Below are 24,751 nucleotides of genomic sequence, written 5' to 3' on the forward strand. Positions count from 1 at the left end.
GATAGAGACCCCTCATCCGGCGCTTCGCGCCACCTTCTCCCACAAGGGGAGAAGGAAGAAAGAATCGAGCGAAAAGTGACAATTCACCCCAACGACCCCAGCCTCCGCTCCTTCATCGAAATCGATCCCACCTCCGATTTCCCGATCCAGAACCTGCCCTATGGCGTGTTCTCGACCGCGGCCAATCCGACGCCGCGGGTTGGCGTTGCAATCGGCAATTACGTGCTCGACCTCTGGGAGCTCGAGCAGGATTCGCGGCTCGACGTCGGCCCGCTTGGCGTGTTCTCCGGGCCTTCGCTCAATCCCTTCATGGCACTCGGACCAAAGGTCTGGACCAGGACGCGGGCGCGGATCAGCGAGCTGTTGCGCCACGATAATCCGGAGCTGCGCGACAACGAGGAGCTTCGCAAGCAGGTGCTGGTACCGATGCGCGATGCAAGACTCCATCTGCCCTTCGCGGTCTCCGGCTATACCGATTTCTATTCGTCCAAGGAGCACGCCACCAATGTCGGCGTGATGTTCCGCGGCAAGGACAATGCGCTGCAGCCGAACTGGCTGCATATGCCGATCGCCTATAACGGCCGCGCCTCCACCGTCGTGGTCTCCGGCACCAAGGTGAAGCGGCCGCGCGGGCAGCTGAAGCCGCCGAACGTCGATGTGCCGAGCTTCGGCCCGTGCAAGCGGCTCGACTTCGAGCTGGAGATGGGCGTCGTGATCGGCCAGCCCTCACCGATGGGCGGCATGCTCAGCGAGAGCCAAGCCGAGGAGATGATCTTCGGCTTCGTGCTGCTCAACGACTGGAGCGCGCGCGACATCCAGCAATGGGAATATGTGCCGCTCGGGCCGTTCCTGGCGAAAGCGTTCGCGACCTCGATCAGCCCCTGGGTGGTGACGCGCGAGGCGCTGGAGCCGTTCCGTCAGAAGGGGCCGGAGCAGGAGCCGGTGCCGCTGGATTATCTCAAGCAGGCGAAGCCGCAGAACTACGATGTCGAGCTCGACGTCTCCTTGCGCGCTGCGGGTGCCAACGCGCCCGCCAGCATCAGCCGTACCAATTTCAAATACATGTATTGGTCCTCGGTGCAGCAGTTGATGCACCACGCCTCCTCCGGCTGCGCCATGAATGTCGGCGATCTCCTCGGCAGCGGCACGATCTCCGGTCCCGAGAAGAACCAGCGGGGAAGCCTGCTCGAGATCAGCTGGAACGGCACCGAGCCGGCCGAGCTGCCCGGCGGTGCCAAGCGTTCGTTCCTCGAAGACGGCGACAGCCTCGTGATGCGCGGCTGGTGCCAGGGCAACGGCTATCGCGTCGGGTTCGGCGAGGTCGAGGGGACGATATTGGCGGCGGAGTGAACTCCGCCATCGCCACAAGCTCCGTCATTGCGAGGAGCGAAGCGACGAAGCAATCCAGACTGTCTCCGGGGAGATAGTCTGGATTGCTTCGCTGCGCTCGCAATGACGAAGTGGAGGCAGTTCACCTCTGCTCCGGCGGCACGTCGCGCACCCGCGCGCAGTGCGCCGCGACGTCCTCCAGGCTGTACTTCAGATGCACCCGCTTGTCGGACGGCGCCTGCTTGCTCGTGCACACGCCCGGCCGCCATTCCTGCGTCGGCCTGATCGGGCGCGGGGCAAAGCCGCCGCCGCAGTTCGGGCAGACGTTGGAGAGCTTGGTCTCGACGCAATCCGCACAGAACGTGCATTCGTACGAGCAGATCCGTGCGTCCGTTGCATCAGGCGGCAGGTCGCGGTCGCAATATTCGCAGTTCGGTCTCAGCTGGAGGGCCATGGCACGATCTCCCGGATTGGCCGCAATCATCGCAGATCGCCGCTGAAGCGCGAATGCCGTAGTTCCCACCATTTCAGCCGGGCTTGATCTCATTGAGCGGCAGCTTTGAGCTTTCCTTCAGCCGGTCGAGCACGATCGAGGAGCGCACATGAGCGACGCTCTGGTGCGGCATCAGCACGTCGTTGACGAGGTTGGAGAGACCTTTGAGGTCCCGCAGCACGGCCTTGAGCACGTAGTCGGCATCTCCCGTGAGCGAATAAGCCTCCTGGATCTCGTCGATGCGATTCACCAGTGCGCGGAAGCGTTTTGAATTGTCCGGCGAGTGGGTCGCGAGCCCCACCTGGATGAAGGCGATGACGCCGAAGCCGAGTGCCTCGCTGGAGAGGTCGGCGTGATAGCCCGCGATCACCTTCTCCTCCTCCAGCCGCATCCGTCGCCGCGAGCATTGCGAGGCCGAGAGACCTGCGAGCTCGGCGAGTTCCTGGTTGGTGAGGCGGCCGTCGTCCTGGAGCGCGGTCAGGATCTTGAGGTCGAAGGCGTCCACGGAAATCATGCGTCGTTTGTCCATTTTATGCACAGATCGTGCATAGGATAGCCAAAATACGTCCCGTTTGCACGCTCATTGCGCGTCCGATGAAGGATAGTTCCTCTCCAGCAGCCATTTGGGAGAGCACCATGGGTCCGTTTCCGCACGATGCACCGCCGGCCACGATCACCGCCGACAACCCGATGGGCACCGACGGGTTCGAATTCGTCGAATATGCGCACCCCAATCCGGAAGAGCTGCACGTGTTGTTCAAGCTGATGGGCTATGCGCCCGTCGCGCGCCACCGGACCAAGAAGATCACGGTCTATCGCCAGGGCGACATCAACTACCTCGTCAACGAGGAGCCCGGCACCCACGGCTACGAGTTCGTCGCCGCCCACGGCCCCTGCGCGCCGTCGATGGCGTTCCGCGTCGTCGATGCCAAGGCGGCCTATGACCGCGCGATTGCGCTCGGTGCGGAGCCCGCCGACGTATCATCGGCGCAGAAGACGCTCGACGTGCCCGCGATCAAGGGCATCGGCGGCAGCCTGCTTTATCTGGTCGATCGCTACGGCGCCAAGGGCTCGGCCTATGATGCCGAGTTCGACTGGCTGGGCGCGCGCGATCCGCGGCCCCATGGTGCCGGCCTGTTCTATCTCGACCACCTCACCCACAACGTCCATCGCGGCCGCATGGATGTCTGGGCCGGCTTCTACGAGAAACTGTTCAACTTCCGCCAGATCCGCTTCTTCGACATCGAGGGCCGCGCCTCCGGCCTGTTCTCGCGCGCGCTGACCAGCCCGGACGGCAAGATCCGGATTCCGATCAACGAGGACGCCGGCGATTCCGGCCAGATCGAGGAATATCTGAAGACCTATCGCGGCGAAGGCATCCAGCACATCGCCTGCGGCTGCCGCGAGATCCACGGCACGATCGAGGGCCTGCGCGCCGCCGGCCTGCCGTTCATGCCGTCGCCGCCCGAGACCTATTTCGAGAAGATCGATGCACGCCTGCCCAAGCATGGCGAGGACGTCGCGCGGTTGCAGCGGAACGGCATCCTGATCGACGGCGAGGGTGTGGTCGATGGCGGCCAGACCAAGGTGCTGCTCCAGATCTTCTCCGCCAACGCAATCGGCCCGATCTTCTTCGAGTTCATCCAGCGCAAGGGCGACGACGGCTTCGGCGAGGGCAATTTCAAGGCCCTGTTCGAGTCGATCGAGGAGGACCAGATCCGGCGCGGGGTGCTGAAGGTGGGGAACGCGGCGTAGGGACGCGGCCGTCAGGCACATTGCCGTAGGGTGGGCAAAGGCGCGCAGCGCCGTGCCCACCATCTCTCCGTGATCTCGGTCAAAGTGGTGGGCACGCTTCGCTTTGCCCACCCTACGAGAGCGTGCCCGTCGGCCCTATCTCTTCCACGCCGCCGTCACGGTGCCAATCTCCGCACCCTCCGGCTCCCGCACCGCCGATGGCGTGCGCGAGAATCTCGGCGCCGGCGCGGGCTGCTTGACGCCGTGGCGCTCGAGGAAGACGTTGCGGGCCACCATGTGCGGATGCTGCGTCGCTTCCGACATGGTCAGCACCGGCGCAAAGCAGATGTCGGTGCCTTCCATGATCTTGCACCAGTCCTCGCGCGTCTTGCTCTTGAACACGGCCTTCAGCTTCTCCTTCAGCGCCGGCCAGGCCTTGGGATTCATCTGCGCGTCGAAATCTGCGTCGGAAAGGCCCGCGCGCTCGCGCAGCAGCGCGTAGAACTGCGGCTCGATCGAGCCGATCGAGACGAAATGGCCGCAGGCGCATTCGTAGACGCCGTAGAAATGCGCGCCGCCATCGAGGAAGTTCTGGTTACGCCCCTCGGTCCAGCGGCCGAGGGTCGTCATGTCGAAGAAGAACGACATCAGCGATGCCGCGCCGTCGCACATCGCGGCGTCCACCACCTGGCCCTTGCCGGACTTTTGCGCTTCCAGCAGCGCGGCGAGCACGCCGACGACGAGATAGAGCGCGCCGCCGCCGAAATCGCCGACGAGGTTGAGCGGCGGCACCGGCGCTTCCTTGGTGCCGATCGCGGCGAGCGCGCCGGTGATGGAGATGTAGTTGATGTCGTGGCCGGCCGCGTTGGCGAGCGGGCCTTCCTGGCCCCAGCCGGTCATACGGCCGTAGACGAGTTTTGGATTGCGCGCGAGCACCACATCGGGGCCGAGCCCGAGCCGCTCCATCACGCCGGGACGAAAGCCTTCGACCAGCGCATCGGCGCTGGCGAGCAGGTCGAGCACTTGCGCGATTGCCGCCTGGTCCTTGAGGTCGAGCTCGATCACCTTGCGGCCGCGCCCCGCCACCGACTTCATGCTCTTCTTGGCGCCGACGCGGTCGAGCGTGACGACATCGGCGCCCATGTCGGCCAGCATCATGCACGCGAACGGGCCGGGCCCGATGCCGGCGAATTCGACGATGCGGAAGCCCGAGAGCGGGCCGGAGGTACGAACGGATGTGTTCTGGGCTGGTTTATCGAGCACGTTGTTGTTTCCTCGGGTCGCGGCCAAATGCCGGTGGTCCGGCAAGCGCCTCTGACGTTGCTCTTGGGGGCGAGTTAATTGGCTGATTAACTTTTCTCGCCTTCACGCCAGCGAGGCAAGCGCTTTTCGCGCATGGGCGCATCAAAAAAGCGGCGCGCATTTCTGCGCGCCGCGGAAAATTTGTGTCGAGGCGCTAGAGCGGGGTGGTCAGCCTGCCGCAGCCACTGCGCGTTGCGCCATCACCTTGACGAGATTGGCGCGGTACTCGGCCGTGCCGTGGATGTCGGCCAGCAATCCATTTGCGGGAATGCTGACGTTGTCCAGCGCCGACGGCGACCAGTTTGCCTTCAGCGCGGCTTCGATGGCGCCGACCCGCATCACGCCGCTCTGCGAGGCGCCGGTCGCAGCGACGCGGATCTCGCCGGATTTGGTCCGCGCGACGAATACGGCGGTCAGCGCGAAGCGCGAGGCCGGGTGCCGCATCTTGGCGTAGCCCGCTTTCGCCGGAACCGGGAACGACACCGCGGTGATGATCTCGCCGTCTTCAAGCGCCGTCGTGAACAGGCCCTGGAAGAAGTCCTCGGCGGAGATCGACCGCTTGTTGGTCTTCACGGTGGCGCCGAGCGCGAGCAGCGCGGCCGGGTAATCCGCGGCGGGATCGTTGTTGGCGATCGAGCCGCCGATCGTGCCGCGATAGCGCACGGCGGGATCGCCGATCAGCGACGCCAGATAGGCGAGCGCGGGGATCGCCGTCTTGGCGGCATCGCTGGTCGCGACGTCGTAATGCGGCGTGGCGGCCTTGATGGTCAGCGTGTCGCCGGCGGCCTCGACACCGATCAGCTCCTTGATCTTGCCGAGGTCGATCACGTCGGAGGGCCCCGCGAGGCGCTGCTTCATCACCGGCAGCAGCGTCTGGCCGCCGGCGAGGAATTTTGCCTCGCTGCTCTTGCCGAACAGACTGGCGGCTTCGTCGACCGAGGAGGCGCGATGATAGGTGGTCTGGTACATGTTCGGTCCTCCTCTTAAGCCGCGTGGATCGTGCGCCACACCCGATCAGGGGTTGCGGGCATTTCCAGATTGTTCTTGCCGATCGCATCCGTGATCGCGTTGATCACGGCCGCCGACGCGCCGATCGCGCCGGCCTCACCGCAACCCTTGATGCCCAGCGGATTGCCCGGGCACAGCGTCGTGGTGTGGGAGAGGTTGAAGGAGGGCACATCGTCGGCGCGCGGCATTGCGTAGTCCATGAACGAGGCCGTCACCGGCTGGCCGTTGGCATCGTAGATCGCGTGCTCCAGCAATGCCTGACCGATGCCTTGAACCAGGCCGCCATGGACCTGGCCCTCGACGATCATCGGATTGATCAGCCGGCCGAAATCGTCGGCCGCGACGAAGTTGACGAAGGAGGTCTTGCCGGTGCCGGGATCGACCTCGAGCTCGCAGATATAGGTGCCCGCCGGGAAGGTGAAGTTGGTCGGATCGTAGAAGGCGCTTTCCTTCAGGCCCGGCTCCATCCCGTCAGGCAGGTTGTGCGCGGTGTAGGCCGCGAGCGCGACCATCGGGAAGGCGATCGCCTTGTCGGTGCCCGTCACCTTGAACTCGCCGTTCTCGATGACGATGTCGGCTTCCGACGCCTCGAGCGCATGCGCGGCGATCTTCCTGGCCTTGGATTCCATCTTCTCCATGGCCTTCAGGATCGCGGTGAGGCCGACGGCTGCGGAGCGCGAGCCGTAGGTGCCCATGCCGAACTGCACCTTGTCGGTGTCGCCATGGACGATCGAGACCTGGCTGATGGGAACGCCGAGGCGATCGGCGACGAGCTGGCAGAACGTCGTCTCATGACCCTGGCCGTGGCTGTGCGAGCCCGTGAGGATCTCGATGGTGCCGACCGGGTTGACGCGCACCTCGGCCGATTCCCACAGGCCGACGCCGGCGCCCAGGCTGCCGACCGCCTTCGACGGTGCGATGCCGCAGGCTTCGATGTAGCAGGACACGCCGATGCCGCGCAGCTTGCCCTGTGACTTCGCCTGCGCCTTGCGCGCGGCGAAGCCGGCATAGTCGATCGCCTTCATCGCCGCATCGAGCGAGGCGTTAAAGTCGCCGGTATCATAGGCCATGATCACCGGCGTCTGGTGCGGGAACTGGGTGATGAAGTTGGTCCGGCGCAGCTGGGCCGGATCGACCTTGAGCTGCCGCGCCGCCGTCTCCATCAGCCGCTCGATCAGATAGCTCGCCTCGGGCCGGCCCGCGCCGCGATAGGCGTCGACCGGCGTGGTGTTGGTGTAGACGCCGATCACCTCGGCATGGATCGCCGGGATGTTGTACTGGCCCGACAGCAGCGTCGCGTAGAGATAGGTCGGCACTGACGAGGAGAACAGCGACATGTAGGCGCCGAAATTGGCGTAGGTCTTCACCTTCAAGCCGATGATCTTGTTGTTGGCGTCGAACGCCATCTCCGCATGGGTGACGTGGTCGCGGCCATGCGCGTCGGTGAGGAAGGCCTCGGTACGGTCGCCGGTCCATTTCACGGGACGGCCGACCTTCTTCGAGGCCCACAGCGCCACCATCTCTTCCGGATAGATGAAGATTTTCGAGCCGAAGCCGCCGCCGACGTCGGGGGCGATCACGCGCAGCTTGTGCTCTGGGGCGATGTTGTAGAACGCCGACAGCACGAGGCGGGCGACGTGCGGGTTCTGCGAGGTCGTATAAAGGGTGAAGTGCTCTTCCGCCGCATCGTAATCGGCGATCGCCGCGCGCGGCTCCATCGCGTTCGGAGCGAGGCGGTTGTTGGTGACGTCGAGCTTGACGACATTGGCAGCCTTCGAGAAGGCGGCGCTCACCGCGCCCTCGTCGCCGATCACCCAGTCATAGACCTGGTTGCCGGGAGCTTCGGGGTGAAGCTGCGGCGCGCCAGCCTTGATGGCCGACGGCATGTCGGCGACGGCGGGCAGCTCTTCATAATCCACGACGACGGATTCGGCCGCATCGCGTGCCAGATTCTTGCTGTCGGCGATCACGACCGCGACGGCCTGCCCGACGAAGCGCACCGTCTCCGGCGCCATCGCCGGCCATGCGCCCATCTTCATCGGGCTGCCGTCCTTAGAGGTGATGGCCCAGCCGCAGATGAGGTTGCCGACCTTGTCGTCGACCAGCTGCTGTCCGGTGAGCACCGCGACCACGCCCGGCATCTTCAGCGCGGCGGACGAGTCGATCTTCTTCACCTTGGCGTGCGCGTGCGGGCTTCTGATGAAATGGGCATGGGTCATGCCCGTGAGCTTGATGTCGTCCACGTACCGGCCCTTGCCGGTAATGAAACGCTTGTCTTCCTTGCGCACGACGCGCGCGCCGATGCCTTCAACACCCATGTCTGGTCCTCCCGACCGGAAATTGTTTTGACCGCGCTTTCCCTCGAAAGCCGCGGCGGTGGTTCTTATTCGAGGCGGGCCGCTTACTCGGCCGCCTGCGAGACCTTCATGCGTCCGGCTGCATCCAGCACGGCCTTGACGATGTTGTGGTAGCCGGTGCAGCGGCAGATATTGCCTTCGAGCTCTTGGCGGACTGTGGCCTCGTCGAGCTGACCGCCATGGCGGTGCACGATGTCGATCGCCGACATGATCATGCCCGGCGTACAATAGCCGCACTGCAGGCCGTGATTGTCGCGGAAGGCGGCCTGCATCGGGTGCAGCTCGTCACCCTTGGCGATGCCTTCGATGGTGGTGACGTTGGCGCCGTCAGCCTGGCCCGCCAGCATGGTGCAGGACTTCACCGCACGGCCGTCCATGTGGACGACGCAAGCGCCGCATTGGCTGGTGTCGCAGCCGACATGGGTTCCCGTGAGATTGAGGTGATCGCGCAGCAGATGGACCAGCAGCGTGCGATCCTCGACGTCGACGGCGACGGCCTTGCCGTTCACCGTCAGTTTGACTGTAGACACGGTTGTAGTCCTCCCGGGATGATTTTGATTGTTTCTAATTAGAGACAGCGGCGTCCGGACTTTGCAACTGGGATTTTGGTCGCCCCGGTCATGGAAAAGTCATCGATCCGGCCGTGGACGCAACGACTTGCGCGGGCGGGTCGAGGATTTGGCGGCCGGACCGGCCAGCTTCGTGGGATGCCAGCCGTCATCCCACCGGTCGGCCTCTGGCCGATCAAGCCCCGCATTGGGCGGACGTGCCGAATTTACCGCCCCTTATCGATTCTGCCTTAGTTTTGCGCATCCAGGTCGGGGGGCGGGGCGCCTCCGGATCTCGGCTGAATAGAATAAATGGGGGTTGGAATGTCCGGGCGTATCGCGTCGCCGTCGAAGCGTACAATATTTCCGACCCTCAGGTTCCGCGCAAAGATCATCCTCGGCTTCGCCGCGGTGCTGGTGATCTCCGCCGGCAGCATGGCCTTCTCCTATTTCGGCTTCGAGCGGGTGTCGTCCGGCGTCGGGGCCTACCGCAGCAGCGTTTCCGAGGCGGATCTTGCCCGTAACATCGACCGCGAGCTGCTGGGCTACCGTTCGGCCGTCAAATATTTCGTCGTTACCGGCAAGGAAGATGACGCCAAGACGGCGCTGGATGCCGAGGCCAGTCTGAAGAATGCCATCGACCAGGCCGCCAAGGGTGCCAAGACGCCGGCGCGGCAGGAGAGCCTTTCCAAGCTCGCCAAGGAGTTTTCGAATTTCTCCGCGACCTTCGCCAAGGTGCTCCAGGCAAAGCGGGACAGCGCGCTCTTGGTGCAGAACCAGCTCACACGCCAAGCTAATCTCTTGAAGTACAAGCTCGACGACATCGGCAACAATGCCTCCGATTCCGAGGCGCAGGCGATCGAGTTCGGCACCAAGCAGGTCAACGCCCAGTTCCAGACCGCAAGCGCTGCGGCCACCAATTTCGTGCTGACGTCCGACCAGGCCATCGCGACCAGCGCCCTGGCCCGGCTGAAATTCGTCGAGAACTCGCTCGGCGCGGTCTATTCCATGGACGACAAGATCGTCGGCGGCCTGAAGGACGCCAAGACCATCCTCGTTGCCTATCGCGAAGCGCTGGAGAAGCTGATCGCCAACGCCAAGATGGTCGACGATCTCGTCACCGAGATGAGCGGTTCGGCCGGCGCGATCCTGCAAGGCGCCACCGCTATGAAGGCGGACCTCGTCGCCGAGCAGCAGCGGCTGGATTCGGAGTCTGAAGCGACCATCGGCAAGACCGAGCAGCTGGTGCTGATGCTGGCCGTCGGCGGCACGCTGTTAGGTGCGGTCCTCGCCTTCCTGCTCGGCACCGGCATCTCGCGTCCGATGATCGCGATGTGCAAGGCGATGCGCGAGCTTGCTTCGGGCAATTTCGACGTCGTGCTGCCCGGCCTGGGGCGCAAGGACGAGATCGGCGAGATGGCCGGCGCGGTCGAGGAATTCAAGGTTCAGGCGGTCGCCAAGGCCGAGCGCGATGCCGCCGCCAGCGAAGCCCAGAACAGGGAGCAGGCGACCGCACGCCGCTCCGAGCTGATCCGCTTTGCCGATGATTTCGAAAGCGCCGTCGGCGCCATCGTTTCCAACGTCTCCTCCTCTGCGGTGCAGCTGGAATCGGCGGCCTCTACGCTGACCCGCACCGCCGAGACCACGCAGACCTTGTCGAGCCAGGTCGCCGGCGTCTCCGAGCAGGCCTCGAGCAACATGCAGTCGGTCGCGACCGCGACAGAAGAGCTGTCGGCCTCGGTCGAGGAGATCGGCCGCCAGGTCCGCGATTCCAGCCGCATTGCAGAGGCCGCCGTGGTGCAGGCCAAGGAGACCGACGGCCGCATCGGCAAGCTCTCCCATGCCGCCCAGCAGATCGGCGAAGTCGTCAAGCTGATCACGGCGATCGCCGAGCAGACCAATCTTCTGGCGCTCAACGCTACGATCGAGGCAGCCCGCGCTGGCGAGGCCGGCCGCGGCTTTGCGGTGGTCGCCAGCGAAGTGAAGTCGCTCGCCAGCCAGACTGCGAAGGCGACCGACGAGATTTCATCGCACATTGCGGGCATGCAGGGCGCGACCGCCGAATCGGTCGCCGCGATCAAGGAGATCGGCGCGACCATCGGACAGATCTCGTCGATCTCGACCTCGATCGCGAGCGCGGTGGAGCAGCAGGGCGCGGCGACGCAGGAGATCGCCCGCAGCGTCCAGACCGTCGCGCAAGGCACCCAGACCGCGGCCACCGATATCGGCCAGGTCAACCGCGGCGCCGCCGAGACCGGCTCAGCCTCGGAAGAGGTGCTGAACTCGGCCAAATCGCTCTCCAGCGAAAGCACGCGCCTGCGCGCCGAGCTCGATCGCTTCATGGTGAATATCCGCGCGGCGTGAGCGCTGCCGTTGCATCATCCTCCGCTGTCGTCCCGGACCAGCGCGCCCCAAGCGCGCGCCGATCCGGGACCCATACTCCCAGGGAGAAGTTGCGGCGCGAGCCGGTAACTCCGAGTCTTCGCCAAACCACTCCCTGTGGCTATGGGTCCCGGATCTTCGCTGCGCTCGTCCGGGACGACAGCGGAGTGTGGCGCGGTACCTAAGTGAGAACATTTATAGCGGCGCGAGAAAGCGCGCCTTAACAATTCCCTGCGACACCTAACCGCCGGTTGCGGCGCCACAAATTTACCACAGCTTATCCTTTGCCCCGTAACGTGCCGGTGAGTCAGGAAGCGGGCTGCTTCCGGGCTGCGCCTGGTTTTCCGCGAATGGAATGGGGTGGGGGAATGTCTGCCAAGTCGAAGCCGAGCTCATCGAAGCTGTTCACCTTGCGCTTTCGCGCAAAAATCATCCTCGGCTTCGTGGCGGTGCTGGCCATCCTCGCCGTCAGCATGGCTTTTGCCTATTTTGGCTTCGAGCGGATCCAGGGCGCCGTCGCCGCCTATCGTGCCAGCGTGTCGGAAGCCGACCTCGCCAGGACCGTCGACCGCGAGCTGACCGCCTATCAGGGGCTGGCGCGGGCCTATACCCTGACCGGCGCGCCGGACGACGAGACCGCGGCCAAGGCGGCGGAAGAGAATCTGAGGGGCGCAATCGCCAAGTCGATGGCAGCCACGACCGGTGCTGCCCGCCGCGAGCAGGTCGGCAAGCTCGAGGCCGAGTTCCAGCGCTTCGCCAAGATCTTCAGCGAGATCATCACGCTGACGCGCGAGAACAACAAGATCGCGGCCGACGAGCTCAACAGCGTCGGCAACAAGATCCGCTTCAAGTTCGACGATCTCGCCGACACGGCCGCGCTGGCGGGGCTTGCTTCGGTCCAGACCACGGCCAAGGACGTCACCTCGCAATATCTGGCGGTCTCCACCTCGGTGAGCGCATTCGTCGCCAAGCCGGAGCCGAAGAACGCCGACGGCGTCGTCGCCCGCATCAAGTTCCTGGAGACCCTGCTGGTCTCGATCTATGCCAACGATCAGAAGATCACCGATCGCGTCACCGAGATCGGCAATCTGCTCAAGCAGTACCGTACCTCGTTCGCCAAGCTGACCGAGAACGTGAAGATCATCGTCAAGTCGAACGGTGACATGACGAAATCGGCGGCGTCGATCCTCAAGCTCTCGGCCGAGCTGCGGTCGGACCTGACCGCCGATCAGCAGCGCATCGAGGCCAGTGCCAATGCGACCATCGGCGAGACCGAGCAGTTGATGTTGATGATGGCACTGGGTGGCCTCGCCATAGGCGCGGTGCTCGCGCTGATGCTCGGCAACGGCATCTCGCGTCCGATGATCGCGATGTGCAAGGCGATGCGCGAGCTTGCCTCGGGCAATTTCGATGTCGTGCTGCCCGGCCTGGGGCGCAAGGACGAGATCGGCGAGATGGCCGGCGCGGTCGAGGAATTCAAGGTTCAGGCGGTCGCCAAGGCCGAGCGCGATGCCGCCGCCAGCGAAGCCCAGAACAGGGAGCAGGCGACCGCACGCCGCTCCGAGCTGATCCGCTTTGCCGATGATTTCGAAAGCGCTGTCGGCGCCATCGTTTCCAACGTCTCCTCCTCTGCGGTGCAGCTGGAATCGGCGGCCTCTACGCTGACCCGCACCGCCGAGACCACGCAGACCTTGTCGAGCCAGGTCGCCGGCGTCTCCGAGCAGGCCTCGAGCAACATGCAGTCGGTCGCGACCGCGACAGAAGAGCTGTCGGCCTCGGTCGAGGAGATCGGCCGCCAGGTCCGCGATTCCAGCCGCATTGCAGAGGCCGCCGTGGTGCAGGCCAAGGAGACCGACGGCCGCATCGGCAAGCTCTCCCATGCCGCCCAGCAGATCGGCGAAGTCGTCAAGCTGATCACGGCGATCGCCGAGCAGACCAATCTTCTGGCGCTCAACGCTACGATCGAGGCAGCGCGCGCCGGCGAGGCCGGCCGCGGCTTTGCGGTGGTCGCCAGCGAAGTGAAGTCGCTGGCGAGCCAGACTGCGAAGGCGACCGACGAGATTTCATCGCACATCGCAGGCATGCAGGGCGCCACCGCCGAATCGGTCGCCGCGATCAAGGAGATCGGCGCCACCATCGGCCAGATCTCGTCGATCTCGACCTCGATCGCGAGCGCGGTGGAGCAGCAGGGCGCGGCGACGCAGGAGATTGCCCGCAGCGTCCAGACCGTCGCGCAAGGCACCCAGACCGCGGCCACCGATATCGGCCAAGTCAACCGCGGCGCCGCCGAGACCGGCTCGGCCTCGGAAGAGGTGCTGAATTCGGCAAAATCGCTCTCCAGCGAAAGCACCCGCCTGCGCGCCGAGCTCGACCGCTTCATGGCGAATATCCGCGCGGCGTGAGGCTGCCGCAGCGCCACCCTCCACTGGTCGTCCCCGCCTAGTGCGCAATTGCGCACGGGCGCGGGGACCCATAACCACAGGAGAAGTTTGGCGCGAGCCGGTAACTCCGAATCTTCGCCAAACTACTCCCTGTGGTTATGGGTCCGGATCGGCGCTTCGCTTGTCCGGGACGACAGCGGAGCAACAAGCACGAATCTCACTCCCTCCCGAACGCCCGCTTCAATTCCACCTTCGCCCGCTCCAGTCGGGAGCGCTGCGTCTTCGGCAGCGTCTTGCCGGCGCGGTTGATGTAGAAGGTCAGCATCGACAGCGCCGACCGGTATGCGCCGGTCTTGCGGCGCGAGCTGTGCTCGGCCGAGCGCTTCAGGGAGGCCGCGATCTTCTTCGCGCTGGTCAGCTTGAACACGCCCTGCTTGAGGTCGAGTGCGTCGCTCGCCTTGGTCACGCGCTGTGACCAGCGCTTTGGCGCGGCGCGCTTGGTGCTCTTGCGCGCGGTGCTCCGGCGGGCGCTGGTTTTCCGGCGCGCGGTCTTGTGGGTGCTCGCTTTACGCGAATGTGTCGTCTTTCTGACGTGAGCCATGCGTCAACTCCTTGCGGCTCCATCGGAAACGGGCGGTATCGGTTGCCGTTCCCACGGGAACCCGCCTTCGTCGCAGACGTTGTCACAGGTGGCAGGCCGAATGCCCCACCCCCATGATCGCCCCTGTCCACATCCTGTGAACCGGGGCTGCTTTCGTTGGCCAGACAACAACGCGATGGAATTGCAGCAGAGCCCAGCGCTGAATTATGGATCTGCGGTCTCGGCGGCGGTCGCGACTGAGCGCATCGTCGAGACCAGCATTCCCGCGCGGCTCGACGCGCTGCCCTGGAGCGGCTTTCATACTCGCGTCGTGCTGGCGCTCGGGATCACCTGGATCCTGGACGGGCTCGAGGTGACGCTGGCCGGCGCGCTCTCCGGCGCGCTGAAGCAGAGCCCGGTGCTGCAATTCTCCAATCTCGATCTCGGCATTGCCAACTCCGCCTATCTCGCCGGCGCGGTGCTCGGCGCGCTCGGCTTCGGCTGGCTCACCGACCGCATCGGCCGCAAGAAGCTGTTCTTCATCACGCTCGCGCTTTATCTCTCCGCGACGGCCGCGACCGCGCTGTCGTGGGATGTGGCGAGCTACGCGGTGTTCCGCTTCCTCACCGGCGCCGGCATCGGCGGCGAATACACCGCAATCAATTCGACCATCCAGGAGCTGGTGCCTGCGCGCTATCGCGGCTGGACTGATTTGGTCATCAACGGCAGTTTCTGGATCGGCGCAGCAATGGGCGCGGTCGCGGCGATCGTCCTGCTCGATCCCGCCGTGATCGGCCCTGATCTCGGATGGCGCCTGGCCTATCTCATCGGCGCGGCCATCGGCCTCGTCGTGCTCCTGATGCGGATGTGGATCCCGGAAAGTCCGCGCTGGTTGATGATCCATGGCCGGCCCGACCAGGCCCATGCGATCGTCGATGATATCGAGCGCTCGGTGATCGGCCATGACCAGCATGCGAGCGACGGTCGTTTCGCAAAAATCCGGTTGAAGATGCGCGATCATACGCCGATCCGCGAGGTCGTGCACACGCTGTTTTTCGTCTATCGCCAGCGCGCGCTGGTCGGCCTCGTGCTGATGAGCGCGCAGGCATTCTTCTACAACGCCATCTTCTTCACCTTCGCGCTGGTGCTGACCGATTTCTACGGCATCAGCGCCGAACACGTCGGCTGGTATCTGCTTCCCTTCGCGGCCGGCAACTTCCTCGGTCCGCTGCTGCTCGGCCGCCTGTTCGACACGCTCGGCCGCCGCACCATGATCATGTTCACCTATGGCGCATCGGGCCTGCTGTTGGCGCTGTCGGGCTATCTGTTCTCGATCGGCGCCTTGAGCGCGCAGGGACAGACCATCGCCTGGATGGTGATCTTCTTCTTTGCATCGCCCGCCGCGAGCGCGGCCTATCTCACCGTCAGCGAGACCTTTCCGCTCGAGGTCCGCGCGCTGGCCATCGCCGTGTTTTATGCGGTCGGCACCGGCATCGGCGGCGTGATCGGGCCGGCGCTGTTCGGCGCGTTGATCGACACGGGATCGCGCAACAGCGTGTTCGCCGGCTATCTGCTGGGATCGTTCTTGATGATCGCGGCCGCGATCGTGGCGTGGCGCTATGCCGTCTCTGCGGAACGCAAATCGCTCGAACAAATCGCGCGGCCGCTCGCCTTCATGGAGTAGACTATGACATCAGAACTCGCTGAACTGGATCAGACGCACGCCATGGCCGATGATGAAGCCCCTGATGCGGTGCCGGTGCCGCATGCGCTCGTGCCGCATCTCGGCGAAACCGCGATCCTGCTCGACATCGACGGTACGCTGCTCGACCTGATGCCGACGCCACGCGAGGTCTGGGTGCCGCCGGGCCTGTCGGAGACGCTCAAGGCGCTGGTGGAGCGCACCTCCGGCGCGCTGGCGCTGGTCAGCGGCCGCTCGCTGAATGACATCGACCTGATCTTCGCGCCGGATGTCTTCCGCGCCGTTGCCGGTCACGGCGCCGAGATGCGGCTGTCGGTGGACAGTGAAGCGGACGACGTGCACGCGCCGCCGCTCGACAAGGAGCTGAAGCGGCGCTTAGCTGCGATCGCCAAGCTCAGCCCCGGCATCCTGCTCGAGGACAAGGGCTATTCGCTGGCACTTCATTTCCGCCTCGCGCCGCACGCGGAGAAGGCGATCTACGAATCCGTCTCGTTGATCCGCGCCGACTTGCCCAACGCGCCGATCGAGGTGCTGCCCGGCAAGTTCGTCTGCGAGATCAAGCATTCGGGATTCACCAAGGCGAGCGGCGTGCGCGAACTGATGAAGCACGAGCCCTTCAAGGGACGCCGCCCGATCTTCATCGGCGACGACGTCACGGATGAAACCGTGTTCGCGATCATGCCTGATATGAACGGCCTCGCCTTCTCGGTCGGCCGCCGCGCCATCGGCGTCAACGGCCACTTCGATGCACCGAGCGACGTGCGCGCGTTTCTCGCGCGCCTGCTCGATCCGAAAGCATGATCCGGACCCGAAGGGCCGCGTTGGCGCAAAGTGTGGAGCGGTTTTCCGAAAAGATCATGCTCAAAACGACCGAAAGCGCGAACGCGCTTTAGGTGAAACCAAGGCAGCGCCACGTCACCGACACAATGAACTCGGCGCGGTATCATTGCGCGCCGGGATGCGTGCTGCGCGATCAGTCACAAATGCTGTCTTTGCAGTGAAATTTCCGGGTTCCGCAAGGAAAACCTGTTCCAACGCGCATGCCTGATTTTGGTTTCAATCCGAAGAAATCATGACAGGAACCATATTGATGAACGGCAGTTAAACGGGGTGGAATGAACAGGAGGGGACGACCTGTGAACTTGGTTGTCGTTTCAAATCGTGTCGCGCGCGGCAAGCCCAACGAGCCCATGACGGGCGGCTTGGCGGCCGCGTTGCTGCCAGTTGTTGAACATTCAGGAGCGATTTGGGTGGGTTCCTCCGGCCGCGTGCGCGACGGCCATCAGAAGGAACCGTTTGCCGAGGTCGAGGCGTTGGGTTCCGGCGCGATCGCGACGCTGGATCTGCCTGCAGCGCATTACGGCGGCTATTACGAAGGCTTTGCCAATTCGGCGCTGTGGCCGGCGCTGCATTCGCGCAGCGATCTGATCCGTGTCTCGCGCGACGACTATGTCAGCTATCGCGAGGTCAACGCCTTCATGGCGCGCGCCTTGATGCGCTTCCGCAAACCCAAGACCGCATTCTGGGTGCAGGACTACCATTTCCTCGCGCTCGGCGCGGAGCTGCGCGATCTCGCCGTCGATGATCCCATCGGCTTCTTCCTGCACACGCCGTGGCCGGTCGCCGCGGTGATGCAGGGCGTGCCGCATCATCGCGAGTTGATCACGGCGATGCTGGCCTACGATCTCATCGGCTTCCAGACCGAGGAGGATCGCCAGAACTTCCTCTCCTATGTCGGCGGTGAGCTCGGCCTCGTCGTCGAGGATGGTCTCGTGCTTTCGCAGCACGGCCGCACCCGCTGCGAGGTCTTCCCGATCGGCATCGATGCGGAGAAGTTCGCAGCCTATGCCGCGAAGTCGGCGTCGCATCCCGATGTCTCGCGGCTGCGCCGCAGCCTCAATGGCGAGCGTCTCGCCATTGGCGTCGACCGGCTCGACTATTCCAAGGGTCTCGTCAACCGCATCAGCGCGTTCGACCGGCTCTGGACCGAGCAGCCGCAATTTTCGCGCAGCATCTCGCTGCTCCAGATCGCCAATCCCTCGCGCGGCGGCATCGAGGCCTATGGCAACCTCCAGAACGAGGTCGCGCGCCTCGTCACCGACGTCAACGGCCGCCATGGCGAGGTCGACTGGACGCCGATCCGCTACCTGAACAAAGGCTTCAGCCAGGCCGTGCTCGCGGGCCTCTATCGCACCGCGCAGGTCGGCGTGGTGACGCCGCTGCATGACGGCATGAACCTGGTTGCCAAGGAATATGTCGCCGCGCAGAATCCGGCGGATCCGGGCGTGCTGGTGCTGTCGAAATTCGCCGGCGCCGCCAACGAGCTCGACACCGCGCTGCTGGTCAATCCGCACGACATCGACGGCATGGCGCGCGCCATCGCGGTTGCCGCCGCGATGCCGCTCACCGAGCGCAAGATGCGCTGGGAGGCGATGATGAAAAAGCTGCGCGGTCACACCATCCAGCAATGGTCGGCGGACTTCGTCGCCGAGCTGGAGAAGTGCCGCACCGAGAAGGCGGCGGTCGCCCCGCTCGCAGCCCAGCCGCCGCAGGCACTGCGCTGGCTGAAATCGGCGATCTCGGGCGTGCGGTTGATTTAGCGTTTTCGTAGGCTCTATCAACTCGTCATGGCCGGGCTTGACCCGGCCATCCACGCCTTGCCACGCGGCCTCAACAACGTGGATGCCCGGGACCAGCCCGGGCATGACGGTATAGAGCGTGGCTCCAACCTCAATAACAATACGACACGCCATCCAGGATCGCGCACTGCCGCTTGTTCGGCGCGTTCGGATCGTCCAGCGGCACCATGCCCTTGCCCTTGCCGACGAACACGCCGGGGCCGACATGGATCGAGCTCTTGTTGCCGATGATGACGCTCTGATGCGGCGTCGAGCTCGAGCGCGTGCCGTCCGGCCAGAGGATGGCGTCACCCGACAGGATTCCGCGCCGCCCGTCGTCGCAGCTCACGTCGACGCCCTGCCGGGTGCAGACCTGGGCCAGGGCCGGCCCGGCTAAGGCGGAGCCAAGGGCCGAAATCAGGCTCAGTGCGGCGATGGTCTTGCGGATGGTCATGGCGTCCCCGGTGGTCATTGGTGGGCTCAGGTGAATCGTCGCGCCAAACCCGCCGCCGGTTCAGCCTATGGGCGGTTCCGAACGGTTTCGCGACGCGCGATATTCTTTTGCAAATACAATATGTTGCGGAAAAATCGCCCGATTTCCCCGCGATCCCTTGCAAAATCACCGCCGCCCCTTCAAGAGAGGGCGCTCCGGAGAGATGGCCGAGTGGCTTAAGGCGCACGCTTGGAAAGCGTGTGTGCGGGAAACCGTACCGTGGGTTCGAATCCCACTCTCTCCGCCAGCATCACACCCTTCGCACCAACGAGATACCGGGCACAGGCCTATCCCTGTGAGCGTCACGCATCTTGCGTCGCGGCTGCGCCGGCGGTCCGTCGCCGTGCCGGTAGGAAAAATCCGGCGATCGCGCCGGCCAACGACAGCGTTGCGGCGAGCATCATCGCAGCAGCGAATCCGCTCTCGAAATGCGCGGCCGAATCGACCCCGCCGTTGGCCGAGAAGTTCGCCACCAGCGCAGCGATGCCGAACATGCCGCCGAGGAAGCGGCCCATGTTGAAGATGCCGGACGCCTTGCCCATTTCGGCCACCGCGACCGAGCTCAGGATCGCGTTCTGGGCTGCAGGCATCGCCATCGAGACGCCGACGCCGGCCAGCACCAGCGGCGCGACCAGAGCGGAATAGGCAACCGCGGGGCTCACGATCTCCGCGATCCAGCCAAGGCCGATCGCCTGCATCAGCAATCCCGTCACCACCAGCGGCCGCTCGCCTAGTCTGTTGACGACCGCGCCGGCGATCGGGGCGGTGACGAACAGCGTCGCCGTCCATGGGAGCAGGCGAAGTCCGGCGCCGAAGGCGTCGAAGCCCAGGGTGGTCTGCAGGAACTGCGGCAGCAGGAACAATACGCCATACATCGCGGCGTAGAACAGGACGCTTGCGGACATGCCGGAGGCGAGGGCGCGCGATGCAAACAGCCGCATCGGCACCATCGGCGCGGCCGCGCGCAATTCCCAGAGCACGAAGCCGGCGGTGAACACCAGGCCTGACATCAGCGTGCCCATGACCTCGGCGCTCGCCCACCCCACGGCGTTGCCGCGCAACAGGCTCCAGACCAGCGCGAGCGCTGCGAGGGCGACGAGCGACAGTCCGGGGATGTCCAATGCGGCGGCCGGTCCGAAGCTTTCGCGCAACCGTGCCAGCACCAGGGCGATCGCGATCAGGCCGATCGGCAGGTTGATCCAGAACACCCAGCGCCAGCCGAGATGTTCGGTGATGAAGCCGCCGATGGCCGGGCCGACGATCAGCGCGCAGCCGGTGATGCTGCTGAAAATGCCGAGCGCGCGGGCGCGCTCCTCACGGCCGAACGTGCCGCTCAGGATCGCCATCGCCAGCGGCATCACCAGCGCGGCGCCGGTGCCCTGCAGCGCGCGGGCAGCGATCAGCGCGGTGGCGTTGCCGGCGAGCGCACAGGCCACTGACGCAACGACGAACAGGGCGATCCCGGCCGCGAACATGCGGCGGCGACCGAAGCGGTCGCCTAGCGCGGCGCCAGTCAAGAGCAGCACGGCAAAGGTCAGGTTGAAGGCGTTGACGGTCCATTGCAGCGTCTCGACCGGGCTACCGAATTCGGCGCGGATGGTCGCGAATGCCGTCGTAATGATCATGGCGTCCAGCGCCATCATGAAGGATGCCAGCGCGGTGACGCCAAGCACCCAGTTCTTCTCGGCGCGATTGGTCGGGGTCTGCATTGCCCACTCTCCATATGCCGCACCACCCTGTCGCGGCGCGTTCTGCGGGCTAGACGAGACCGGAGGGGCAAAGGATGCGCCCGAAATTAATCTTTCCCGGGCCGCATCCTTTGCCGGCCGGCAAACGTCCTAGGAGTGACGCGGCCATTGACGCGAGCTTGATCCGGAAAAGCGGAGCACCGGTTGTCTGGGAAAGCCATGCTGAAATGGAAAGATGGCGCGCGATGAGCGAGCCAGGTCGCGACATGAGCAAGGAGCGCGCGATGAGAAGGACATTGATCAGGTACAAGGCCAAGCCGGAGCTGGCCGACAGGAACGCCGAACTGGTTTCGGCCGTATTTGCGGAATTGAAGGCGGCCGGGCCGGACGGCGTGCGCTATCTGACGCTGCGGCTGGAGGACGACACCTTCATCCACTTTGTCGAGGCCACGGCCGAGGACGGCTCGAGCCCGATCCCGAAACTCAAGGCTTTTCAGGCGTTCCAGGACGGCATCCGCGACCGTTGCGCAGAGCCGCCGCTGGTTCGTGATGTGAGGATCGTCGGCAATTACCGTATGCTGGACGAGTCCTGAACAGGCGAGGCGGAGGAACAATGGCGCCAGACCCGCTGGCCACCGTCGATATCGAGGCGCTGCTGGCGCGGATGCGGCCGAAGCTGCATCGCTACTGCGCGCGCATGGTCGGCTCGGTCATCGACGGTGAGGATGTGCTGCAGGATGCACTGATCAAGGCGATGGGAGCGCTGCAATCGGTCTCGCCCGTCGTCAGTCCGGAGGGCTGGTTGTTCCGCATCGCGCACAACACCGCGCTGGATTTCCTGCGCCGCCGCAACCGGCAGGAGGCGCTGCATGCGGCTGAGGAGGTCGAGATGATTGCCGACCAGCTCGATGATTTGGAAAGCCGCCAGATCGCTGCGACCAGCCTGCGCACCTTCATGCGGCTGCCGGTGGTGCAGCGGTCCAGCGTGATCCTGATGGACGTGCTCGGCTGCTCGCTTGCCGAGGTCTGCGACATCATGGATTTCGGCCTGCCGGCGGTGAAGGCCGCGCTGCATCGTGGGCGCACGCAGCTGCGTGAGTTCGCCGAGGAGCCGGACGACGCGCCGCAGCCGGGCCTGTCGAAAGCCGATCGCGCGCGGCTCAACGCCTATGTCGGCCATTTCAATGCCCGCGACTTCGACGCGATCCGCGCCATGATCGCCGATGACGTCAGGCTGGAGCTCGTCAACCGCACCAGGCTGAAAGGCAAGGCCGAGGTGTCGCGCTATTTCGGCAATTATTCCAAGGTCAACGACTGGCAACTGGTGACGGGGCAGGTCGAGGGGCGTCCCGCGATCCTGGTGTTCGATCCGAATGAGCCGAACGGGCGGCCGAAATACTTCATGCTGCTGAACTGGTCCGCCGACAAGCTCGCCACCATCAGGGATTTTCGTCACGCGGCGTACGTTATCGATGCCGCCGAGTGGGTCGTGGATAGAGGGTGAGGGGACAATCCGTTGCCCGTCGCGGCGCCGGCCAACTCGATGACGAAAATCTCCCTCAACTCCGAGCCGATCCGTCTGACGTTCGATGCATCCAAGGCGATATGGGGTCCGAAATTTTCGCCTATATCGATGTCTGGGTGGCCTATCGCTACTGACAAAACAAATACGGTCTCGATCACAAGGTCAGCAAGCTCTGCATGATATCGCCGGGCGTGAGCAACAACACCTGCACCGAATCGAGCCTGTACAGCGGCATTACGATGAAGTTCTAGCTTCGCTTGCCTCCAGGAAGCGAATGATGCCGCGTGACTCGCGGCATCATGCTTTGGGAGCCATCAAGCGGGTGCGGCATGACAATTCAATGAGGATTGACCGACACTCTCGCCGCCATCAGCCTCATCTCACCAATTTCCACCGCCCATCCCCCGCGCGCTTCAGCGCGGGGTCGCTCACTCGCACGTGCTCAGCGAGGAAATCGATGAAGGCGCGCACGCGGGCGGGTAGCGGCGCGGTGTGGCCGACATAGACGGCGTGGATGTCTTCGCGGTCGCCGGGATTGTAGTTTTGGAGGACTGGGACAAGACGCCCAGCTTCGATGTCGGGGCCGATATGGAAGAGGGCGAGGCGGGCTAGTCCCACGCCGCCAAGGCAGAGGCGGCGGGCGGCCTCGCCGTCGCTGGCGCGCGCGGCCGGTGGTGGCACAGCTTCCTCGGCGTGGTCGCCGCGCTTGAACGGCCAGCCGCGGATGCTGCGCGGAAAGGTCCAGCCGATACCGCGGTGATCGGCGAGATCGGCCGGTGTCTTCGGCGCGCCGCAGCGGGCGAGGTAGTTTGGAGCGCCGACCACGACCATGCGGCTGGTGCCGAGCTTGCGCGCGACCAGGCGCGAGGCCCGCAGCGGGCCGACGCGGATGGCGACGTCGGCGCGCTCCTGCATCAGGTCGATCAGCGTATCGGTCAGCACGAGATCGAGCGTGACGTCGGGATGCTGCGCCATGAAGCGCGGGATCAGCGGCATCACATGCAACATGCCGAATGGGATGTTGCTGTTGACGGTCAGGCGGCCGCGCGGCGCCGCCCCCGAGGCCGCCTCGCGCTCGGCTTCCTCCATCTCGCTGAGGATGCGCACGGCGCGGTCGTAAAATGCCTGGCCTTCCTCGGTCAGCGTGAGCTTGCGCGTGGTGCGGTTGATCAGCCGGGAGCCGAGCCGCGCCTCCAGCCGCGAGATCAGCTTGCTCACGCCCGACGGCGTCAGCCGCAGTTTTCGCGCGGCCTGGGTGAAGCCGCCGAGATCGACGACGCGGACGAAAACTTCCATCTCGGCGGAGCGGTTGGTGTCGAAACGGGCCATGTTGAATTCACGTCACAAATGATTGGATTGCGGGCATTCTAATGGTTTTGCCGCGGTGCAGCTATCTGCGTGGTTCGTCTCATCCATTGGAGCAACGCATGCCTCCCGCCGTCCTCGCCCTCACCGCCGGTGCCTTTGGCATCGGCACCACCGAATTCATCATCATGGGCCTCTTGCTGCAGGTCGCCGCCGACATGCATGTCTCCGTGCCGGTCGCCGGCCTGCTGATCTCCGGTTACGCTCTTGGCGTATTCGTGGGCGCGCCGGTCCTCACGCTGGCGACGCGCAAAATGCCGCGGAAAACCGTGCTGCTGGCGCTGATGGCGATCTTCACGCTCGGCAATGCGGCCTGCGCGCTCGCGCCGAACTATGAATTGCTGATGGCGGCGCGGGTGCTGACCTCGCTCGCGCACGGCACGTTCTTCGGCGTCGGCTCGGTGGTCGCAACCGGCCTCGTCGCTGAAGACAAGCGCGCCTCCGCCATTGCCACCATGTTCATCGGCCTCACGGTCGCAACGCTGCTGGGCGTGCCGTTCGGGGCCTGGTTCGGCCTGATGCTCGGCTGGCGCGCGGCGTTCTGGGCGGTAACGGTGATCGGCGCGATTGCGTTTGCCGTGGTGGCCGCACTCGTGCCCGGCCATGTCGGCAAGGACGACAAGCCGATCTCGCTCGCGGAGGAGGTCGCGGTGCTCGGCCGTCCGCAGGTGCTGCTCGGCCTCGCCATGACCGTGTTCGGCTTCGCGGGCCTGTTCGTCGTCTTCACCTATATCCAGCCGATCCTGACGCGCTTCACCGGTTTTTCGGAGGCTGCGGTGTCGCCGATCCTGCTGGTGTTCGGCGTTGGCCTTGCGATCGGCAACGTCGCTGGCGGCAAACTCGCCGATCGTGGCCTTGCGCGTGCGCTGATCGGCACGCTCGCCGCGCTCGCGATCGTGTTGCTCGGCCTGGCCGCCCTGCTGTCGGTCAAGATCGCCGCCATCGCGCTGATCCTGCTGCTCGGCATTGCCGCCTTCGCAACCGTCGCGCCGCTTCAGCTGCGCGTGCTGGAAGCGGCCGGCCCCAGTGGCCGCACGCTGGCCTCCAGCCTCAACATCGCCGCGTTCAATCTCGGCAATGCGCTCGGCGCCTGGGCCGGCGGCGTCACCATCGATCGCGGGCTCGGCCTCTCCGCGCTGCCGCTGGTCGCAGCCGGCATCACGGCGGTCGGCCTGTTGCTCGCGCTCTGGAGCCTCCAGCTCGACCGCACGACTGTCGCGGCCGCGGCATGTCCGGCGGAATAGGG

20 protein-coding genes, 1 tRNA gene and 1 pseudogene are annotated in these 24,751 nt (G+C 65.0%); 12 read left to right on the top strand and 10 right to left on the bottom strand.

Going from position 1 to position 24,751, the window contains the following annotated elements:
* The first annotated feature begins 75 nt into the window (after positions 1-75).
* Entirely contained in the window at positions 76-1,350 is a 1,275-nt protein-coding gene (gene fahA / locus AAFG16_RS01540) for a fumarylacetoacetase (RefSeq protein WP_283083264.1), read from the top strand.
* 121 nt (positions 1,351-1,471) lie between these two features.
* On the opposite strand, the gene AAFG16_RS01545 is transcribed toward fahA, so the two are convergent.
* On the bottom strand, positions 1,472-1,783 hold the full coding sequence (locus AAFG16_RS01545) for a DUF1272 domain-containing protein (RefSeq protein WP_283083265.1): 312 nt from the start codon (positions 1,781-1,783) through the stop codon (positions 1,472-1,474).
* Positions 1,784-1,856: 73 nt separating this feature from the next.
* A complete protein-coding gene (locus tag AAFG16_RS01550) occupies positions 1,857-2,336 on the bottom strand; it encodes an Lrp/AsnC family transcriptional regulator (protein ID WP_342736771.1) in 480 nt (159 codons plus the stop codon).
* Positions 2,337-2,458: 122 nt separating this feature from the next.
* Between AAFG16_RS01550 and hppD the strand changes: the two genes are divergently transcribed.
* Entirely contained in the window at positions 2,459-3,577 is a 1,119-nt protein-coding gene (hppD, locus tag AAFG16_RS01555) for a 4-hydroxyphenylpyruvate dioxygenase (RefSeq protein WP_342736773.1), read from the top strand.
* A gap of 135 nt (positions 3,578-3,712) precedes the next feature.
* On the opposite strand, the gene AAFG16_RS01560 is transcribed toward hppD, so the two are convergent.
* From AAFG16_RS01560 to AAFG16_RS01575, 4 genes are all read right to left on the bottom strand, one after another.
* A complete protein-coding gene (locus AAFG16_RS01560) occupies positions 3,713-4,819 on the bottom strand; it encodes a CaiB/BaiF CoA-transferase family protein (RefSeq protein WP_283083267.1) in 1,107 nt (368 codons plus the stop codon).
* 207 nt (positions 4,820-5,026) lie between these two features.
* Entirely contained in the window at positions 5,027-5,827 is an 801-nt protein-coding gene (locus AAFG16_RS01565; protein ID WP_342736775.1) for a xanthine dehydrogenase family protein subunit M, read from the bottom strand.
* Positions 5,828-5,841: 14 nt separating this feature from the next.
* Positions 5,842-8,184 carry a xanthine dehydrogenase family protein molybdopterin-binding subunit gene (locus AAFG16_RS01570; RefSeq protein ID WP_342736777.1) on the bottom strand — a complete coding sequence of 781 codons (2,343 nt, stop codon included), beginning with the start codon at positions 8,182-8,184 and terminating at the stop codon, positions 5,842-5,844.
* An 83-nt stretch (positions 8,185-8,267) separates the two neighbouring features.
* Complete coding sequence (locus AAFG16_RS01575; protein WP_027563543.1) at positions 8,268-8,753, bottom strand: (2Fe-2S)-binding protein; 486 nt, start codon at positions 8,751-8,753, stop codon at positions 8,268-8,270.
* A 342-nt stretch (positions 8,754-9,095) separates the two neighbouring features.
* Here AAFG16_RS01575 and AAFG16_RS01580 point away from each other — a divergent pair, with 342 nt between their 5' ends.
* Positions 9,096-11,135 (top strand): HAMP domain-containing methyl-accepting chemotaxis protein, encoded by a 2,040-nt coding sequence (locus AAFG16_RS01580; RefSeq protein ID WP_342736780.1) that lies wholly within the window; start codon positions 9,096-9,098, stop codon positions 11,133-11,135.
* A 386-nt stretch (positions 11,136-11,521) separates the two neighbouring features.
* Positions 11,522-13,555 carry a HAMP domain-containing methyl-accepting chemotaxis protein gene (locus tag AAFG16_RS01585; RefSeq protein ID WP_342736782.1) on the top strand — a complete coding sequence of 678 codons (2,034 nt, stop codon included), beginning with the start codon at positions 11,522-11,524 and terminating at the stop codon, positions 13,553-13,555.
* A gap of 196 nt (positions 13,556-13,751) precedes the next feature.
* Here the strand turns inward: AAFG16_RS01585 and AAFG16_RS01590 are convergent, their stop codons facing one another.
* On the bottom strand, positions 13,752-14,135 hold the full coding sequence (locus AAFG16_RS01590; protein ID WP_342736784.1) for a DUF3175 domain-containing protein: 384 nt from the start codon (positions 14,133-14,135) through the stop codon (positions 13,752-13,754).
* Between the two features lie 175 nt (positions 14,136-14,310).
* On the opposite strand from AAFG16_RS01590, the gene AAFG16_RS01595 reads away from it, so the two are divergent.
* The 3 genes from AAFG16_RS01595 (at position 14,311) to AAFG16_RS01605 (ending at position 18,416) form a co-directional block, all read left to right on the top strand.
* A complete protein-coding gene (locus AAFG16_RS01595; RefSeq protein ID WP_283083273.1) occupies positions 14,311-15,798 on the top strand; it encodes an MFS transporter in 1,488 nt (495 codons plus the stop codon).
* A 3-nt stretch (positions 15,799-15,801) separates the two neighbouring features.
* On the top strand, positions 15,802-16,617 hold the full coding sequence (gene otsB / locus AAFG16_RS01600) for a trehalose-phosphatase (RefSeq protein WP_283083274.1): 816 nt from the start codon (positions 15,802-15,804) through the stop codon (positions 16,615-16,617).
* A 335-nt stretch (positions 16,618-16,952) separates the two neighbouring features.
* Positions 16,953-18,416: a trehalose-6-phosphate synthase gene (locus AAFG16_RS01605; protein ID WP_283083275.1), complete on the top strand. Its 1,464-nt coding sequence runs from the start codon at positions 16,953-16,955 to the stop codon at positions 18,414-18,416.
* Between the two features lie 130 nt (positions 18,417-18,546).
* Here AAFG16_RS01605 and AAFG16_RS01610 read toward each other — a convergent pair whose 3' ends face one another.
* On the bottom strand, positions 18,547-18,888 hold the full coding sequence (locus tag AAFG16_RS01610; RefSeq protein WP_342741099.1) for a hypothetical protein: 342 nt from the start codon (positions 18,886-18,888) through the stop codon (positions 18,547-18,549).
* 196 nt (positions 18,889-19,084) lie between these two features.
* Between AAFG16_RS01610 and AAFG16_RS01615 the strand changes: the two genes are divergently transcribed.
* Positions 19,085-19,174 (top strand) — tRNA-Ser (locus AAFG16_RS01615).
* 55 nt (positions 19,175-19,229) lie between these two features.
* On the opposite strand, the gene AAFG16_RS01620 is transcribed toward AAFG16_RS01615, so the two are convergent.
* Positions 19,230-20,636 carry a DHA2 family efflux MFS transporter permease subunit gene (locus tag AAFG16_RS01620; RefSeq protein ID WP_342736787.1) on the bottom strand — a complete coding sequence of 469 codons (1,407 nt, stop codon included), beginning with the start codon at positions 20,634-20,636 and terminating at the stop codon, positions 19,230-19,232.
* Positions 20,637-20,899: 263 nt separating this feature from the next.
* Here AAFG16_RS01620 and AAFG16_RS01625 point away from each other — a divergent pair, with 263 nt between their 5' ends.
* The 3 genes and pseudogenes from AAFG16_RS01625 to AAFG16_RS01635 form a co-directional block, all read left to right on the top strand.
* Entirely contained in the window at positions 20,900-21,208 is a 309-nt protein-coding gene (locus tag AAFG16_RS01625; protein WP_283087138.1) for a hypothetical protein, read from the top strand.
* A gap of 20 nt (positions 21,209-21,228) precedes the next feature.
* Positions 21,229-22,119: a sigma-70 family RNA polymerase sigma factor gene (locus AAFG16_RS01630; protein ID WP_342736789.1), complete on the top strand. Its 891-nt coding sequence runs from the start codon at positions 21,229-21,231 to the stop codon at positions 22,117-22,119.
* 9 nt (positions 22,120-22,128) lie between these two features.
* Positions 22,129-22,391, top strand: a pseudogene (locus AAFG16_RS01635) (hypothetical protein); the annotation flags it as partial.
* A gap of 124 nt (positions 22,392-22,515) precedes the next feature.
* Here the strand turns inward: AAFG16_RS01635 and AAFG16_RS01640 are convergent.
* Positions 22,516-23,469, bottom strand: a complete 954-nt coding sequence (locus AAFG16_RS01640; protein ID WP_342736791.1) for a LysR family transcriptional regulator — start codon at positions 23,467-23,469, stop codon at positions 22,516-22,518.
* 98 nt (positions 23,470-23,567) lie between these two features.
* Between AAFG16_RS01640 and AAFG16_RS01645 the strand changes: the two genes are divergently transcribed.
* Complete coding sequence (locus tag AAFG16_RS01645; RefSeq protein WP_342736793.1) at positions 23,568-24,749, top strand: MFS transporter; 1,182 nt, start codon at positions 23,568-23,570, stop codon at positions 24,747-24,749.
* Positions 24,750-24,751: the final 2 nt, after the last annotated feature.

Origin of the sequence: Bradyrhizobium sp. B117 (genome assembly GCF_038969555.1) — a bacterium.
Classification (GTDB): Bacteria; Pseudomonadota; Alphaproteobacteria; order Rhizobiales; family Xanthobacteraceae; genus Bradyrhizobium.

What these genes read in the sequence shown, in the direction of transcription:
- AAFG16_RS01545 (WP_283083265.1), bottom strand. Translation starts at nt 1,783, where the DNA reads ATGGCCCTCCAGCTGAGACCGAACTGCGAATATTGCGACCGCGACCTG.
- AAFG16_RS01550 (WP_342736771.1), bottom strand. Translation starts at nt 2,336, where the DNA reads ATGATTTCCGTGGACGCCTTCGACCTCAAGATCCTGACCGCGCTCCAG.
- hppD (WP_342736773.1), top strand. Translation starts at nt 2,459, where the DNA reads ATGGGTCCGTTTCCGCACGATGCACCGCCGGCCACGATCACCGCCGAC.
- AAFG16_RS01565 (WP_342736775.1), bottom strand. Translation starts at nt 5,827, where the DNA reads ATGTACCAGACCACCTATCATCGCGCCTCCTCGGTCGACGAAGCCGCC.
- AAFG16_RS01570 (WP_342736777.1), bottom strand. Translation starts at nt 8,184, where the DNA reads ATGGGTGTTGAAGGCATCGGCGCGCGCGTCGTGCGCAAGGAAGACAAG.
- AAFG16_RS01580 (WP_342736780.1), top strand. Translation starts at nt 9,096, where the DNA reads ATGTCCGGGCGTATCGCGTCGCCGTCGAAGCGTACAATATTTCCGACC.
- AAFG16_RS01585 (WP_342736782.1), top strand. Translation starts at nt 11,522, where the DNA reads ATGTCTGCCAAGTCGAAGCCGAGCTCATCGAAGCTGTTCACCTTGCGC.
- AAFG16_RS01590 (WP_342736784.1), bottom strand. Translation starts at nt 14,135, where the DNA reads ATGGCTCACGTCAGAAAGACGACACATTCGCGTAAAGCGAGCACCCAC.
- AAFG16_RS01595 (WP_283083273.1), top strand. Translation starts at nt 14,311, where the DNA reads ATGGAATTGCAGCAGAGCCCAGCGCTGAATTATGGATCTGCGGTCTCG.
- otsB (WP_283083274.1), top strand. Translation starts at nt 15,802, where the DNA reads ATGACATCAGAACTCGCTGAACTGGATCAGACGCACGCCATGGCCGAT.
- AAFG16_RS01610 (WP_342741099.1), bottom strand. Translation starts at nt 18,888, where the DNA reads ATGACCATCCGCAAGACCATCGCCGCACTGAGCCTGATTTCGGCCCTT.
- AAFG16_RS01620 (WP_342736787.1), bottom strand. Translation starts at nt 20,636, where the DNA reads ATGCAGACCCCGACCAATCGCGCCGAGAAGAACTGGGTGCTTGGCGTC.
- AAFG16_RS01625 (WP_283087138.1), top strand. Translation starts at nt 20,900, where the DNA reads ATGAGAAGGACATTGATCAGGTACAAGGCCAAGCCGGAGCTGGCCGAC.
- AAFG16_RS01630 (WP_342736789.1), top strand. Translation starts at nt 21,229, where the DNA reads ATGGCGCCAGACCCGCTGGCCACCGTCGATATCGAGGCGCTGCTGGCG.
- AAFG16_RS01640 (WP_342736791.1), bottom strand. Translation starts at nt 23,469, where the DNA reads ATGGCCCGTTTCGACACCAACCGCTCCGCCGAGATGGAAGTTTTCGTC.
- AAFG16_RS01645 (WP_342736793.1), top strand. Translation starts at nt 23,568, where the DNA reads ATGCCTCCCGCCGTCCTCGCCCTCACCGCCGGTGCCTTTGGCATCGGC.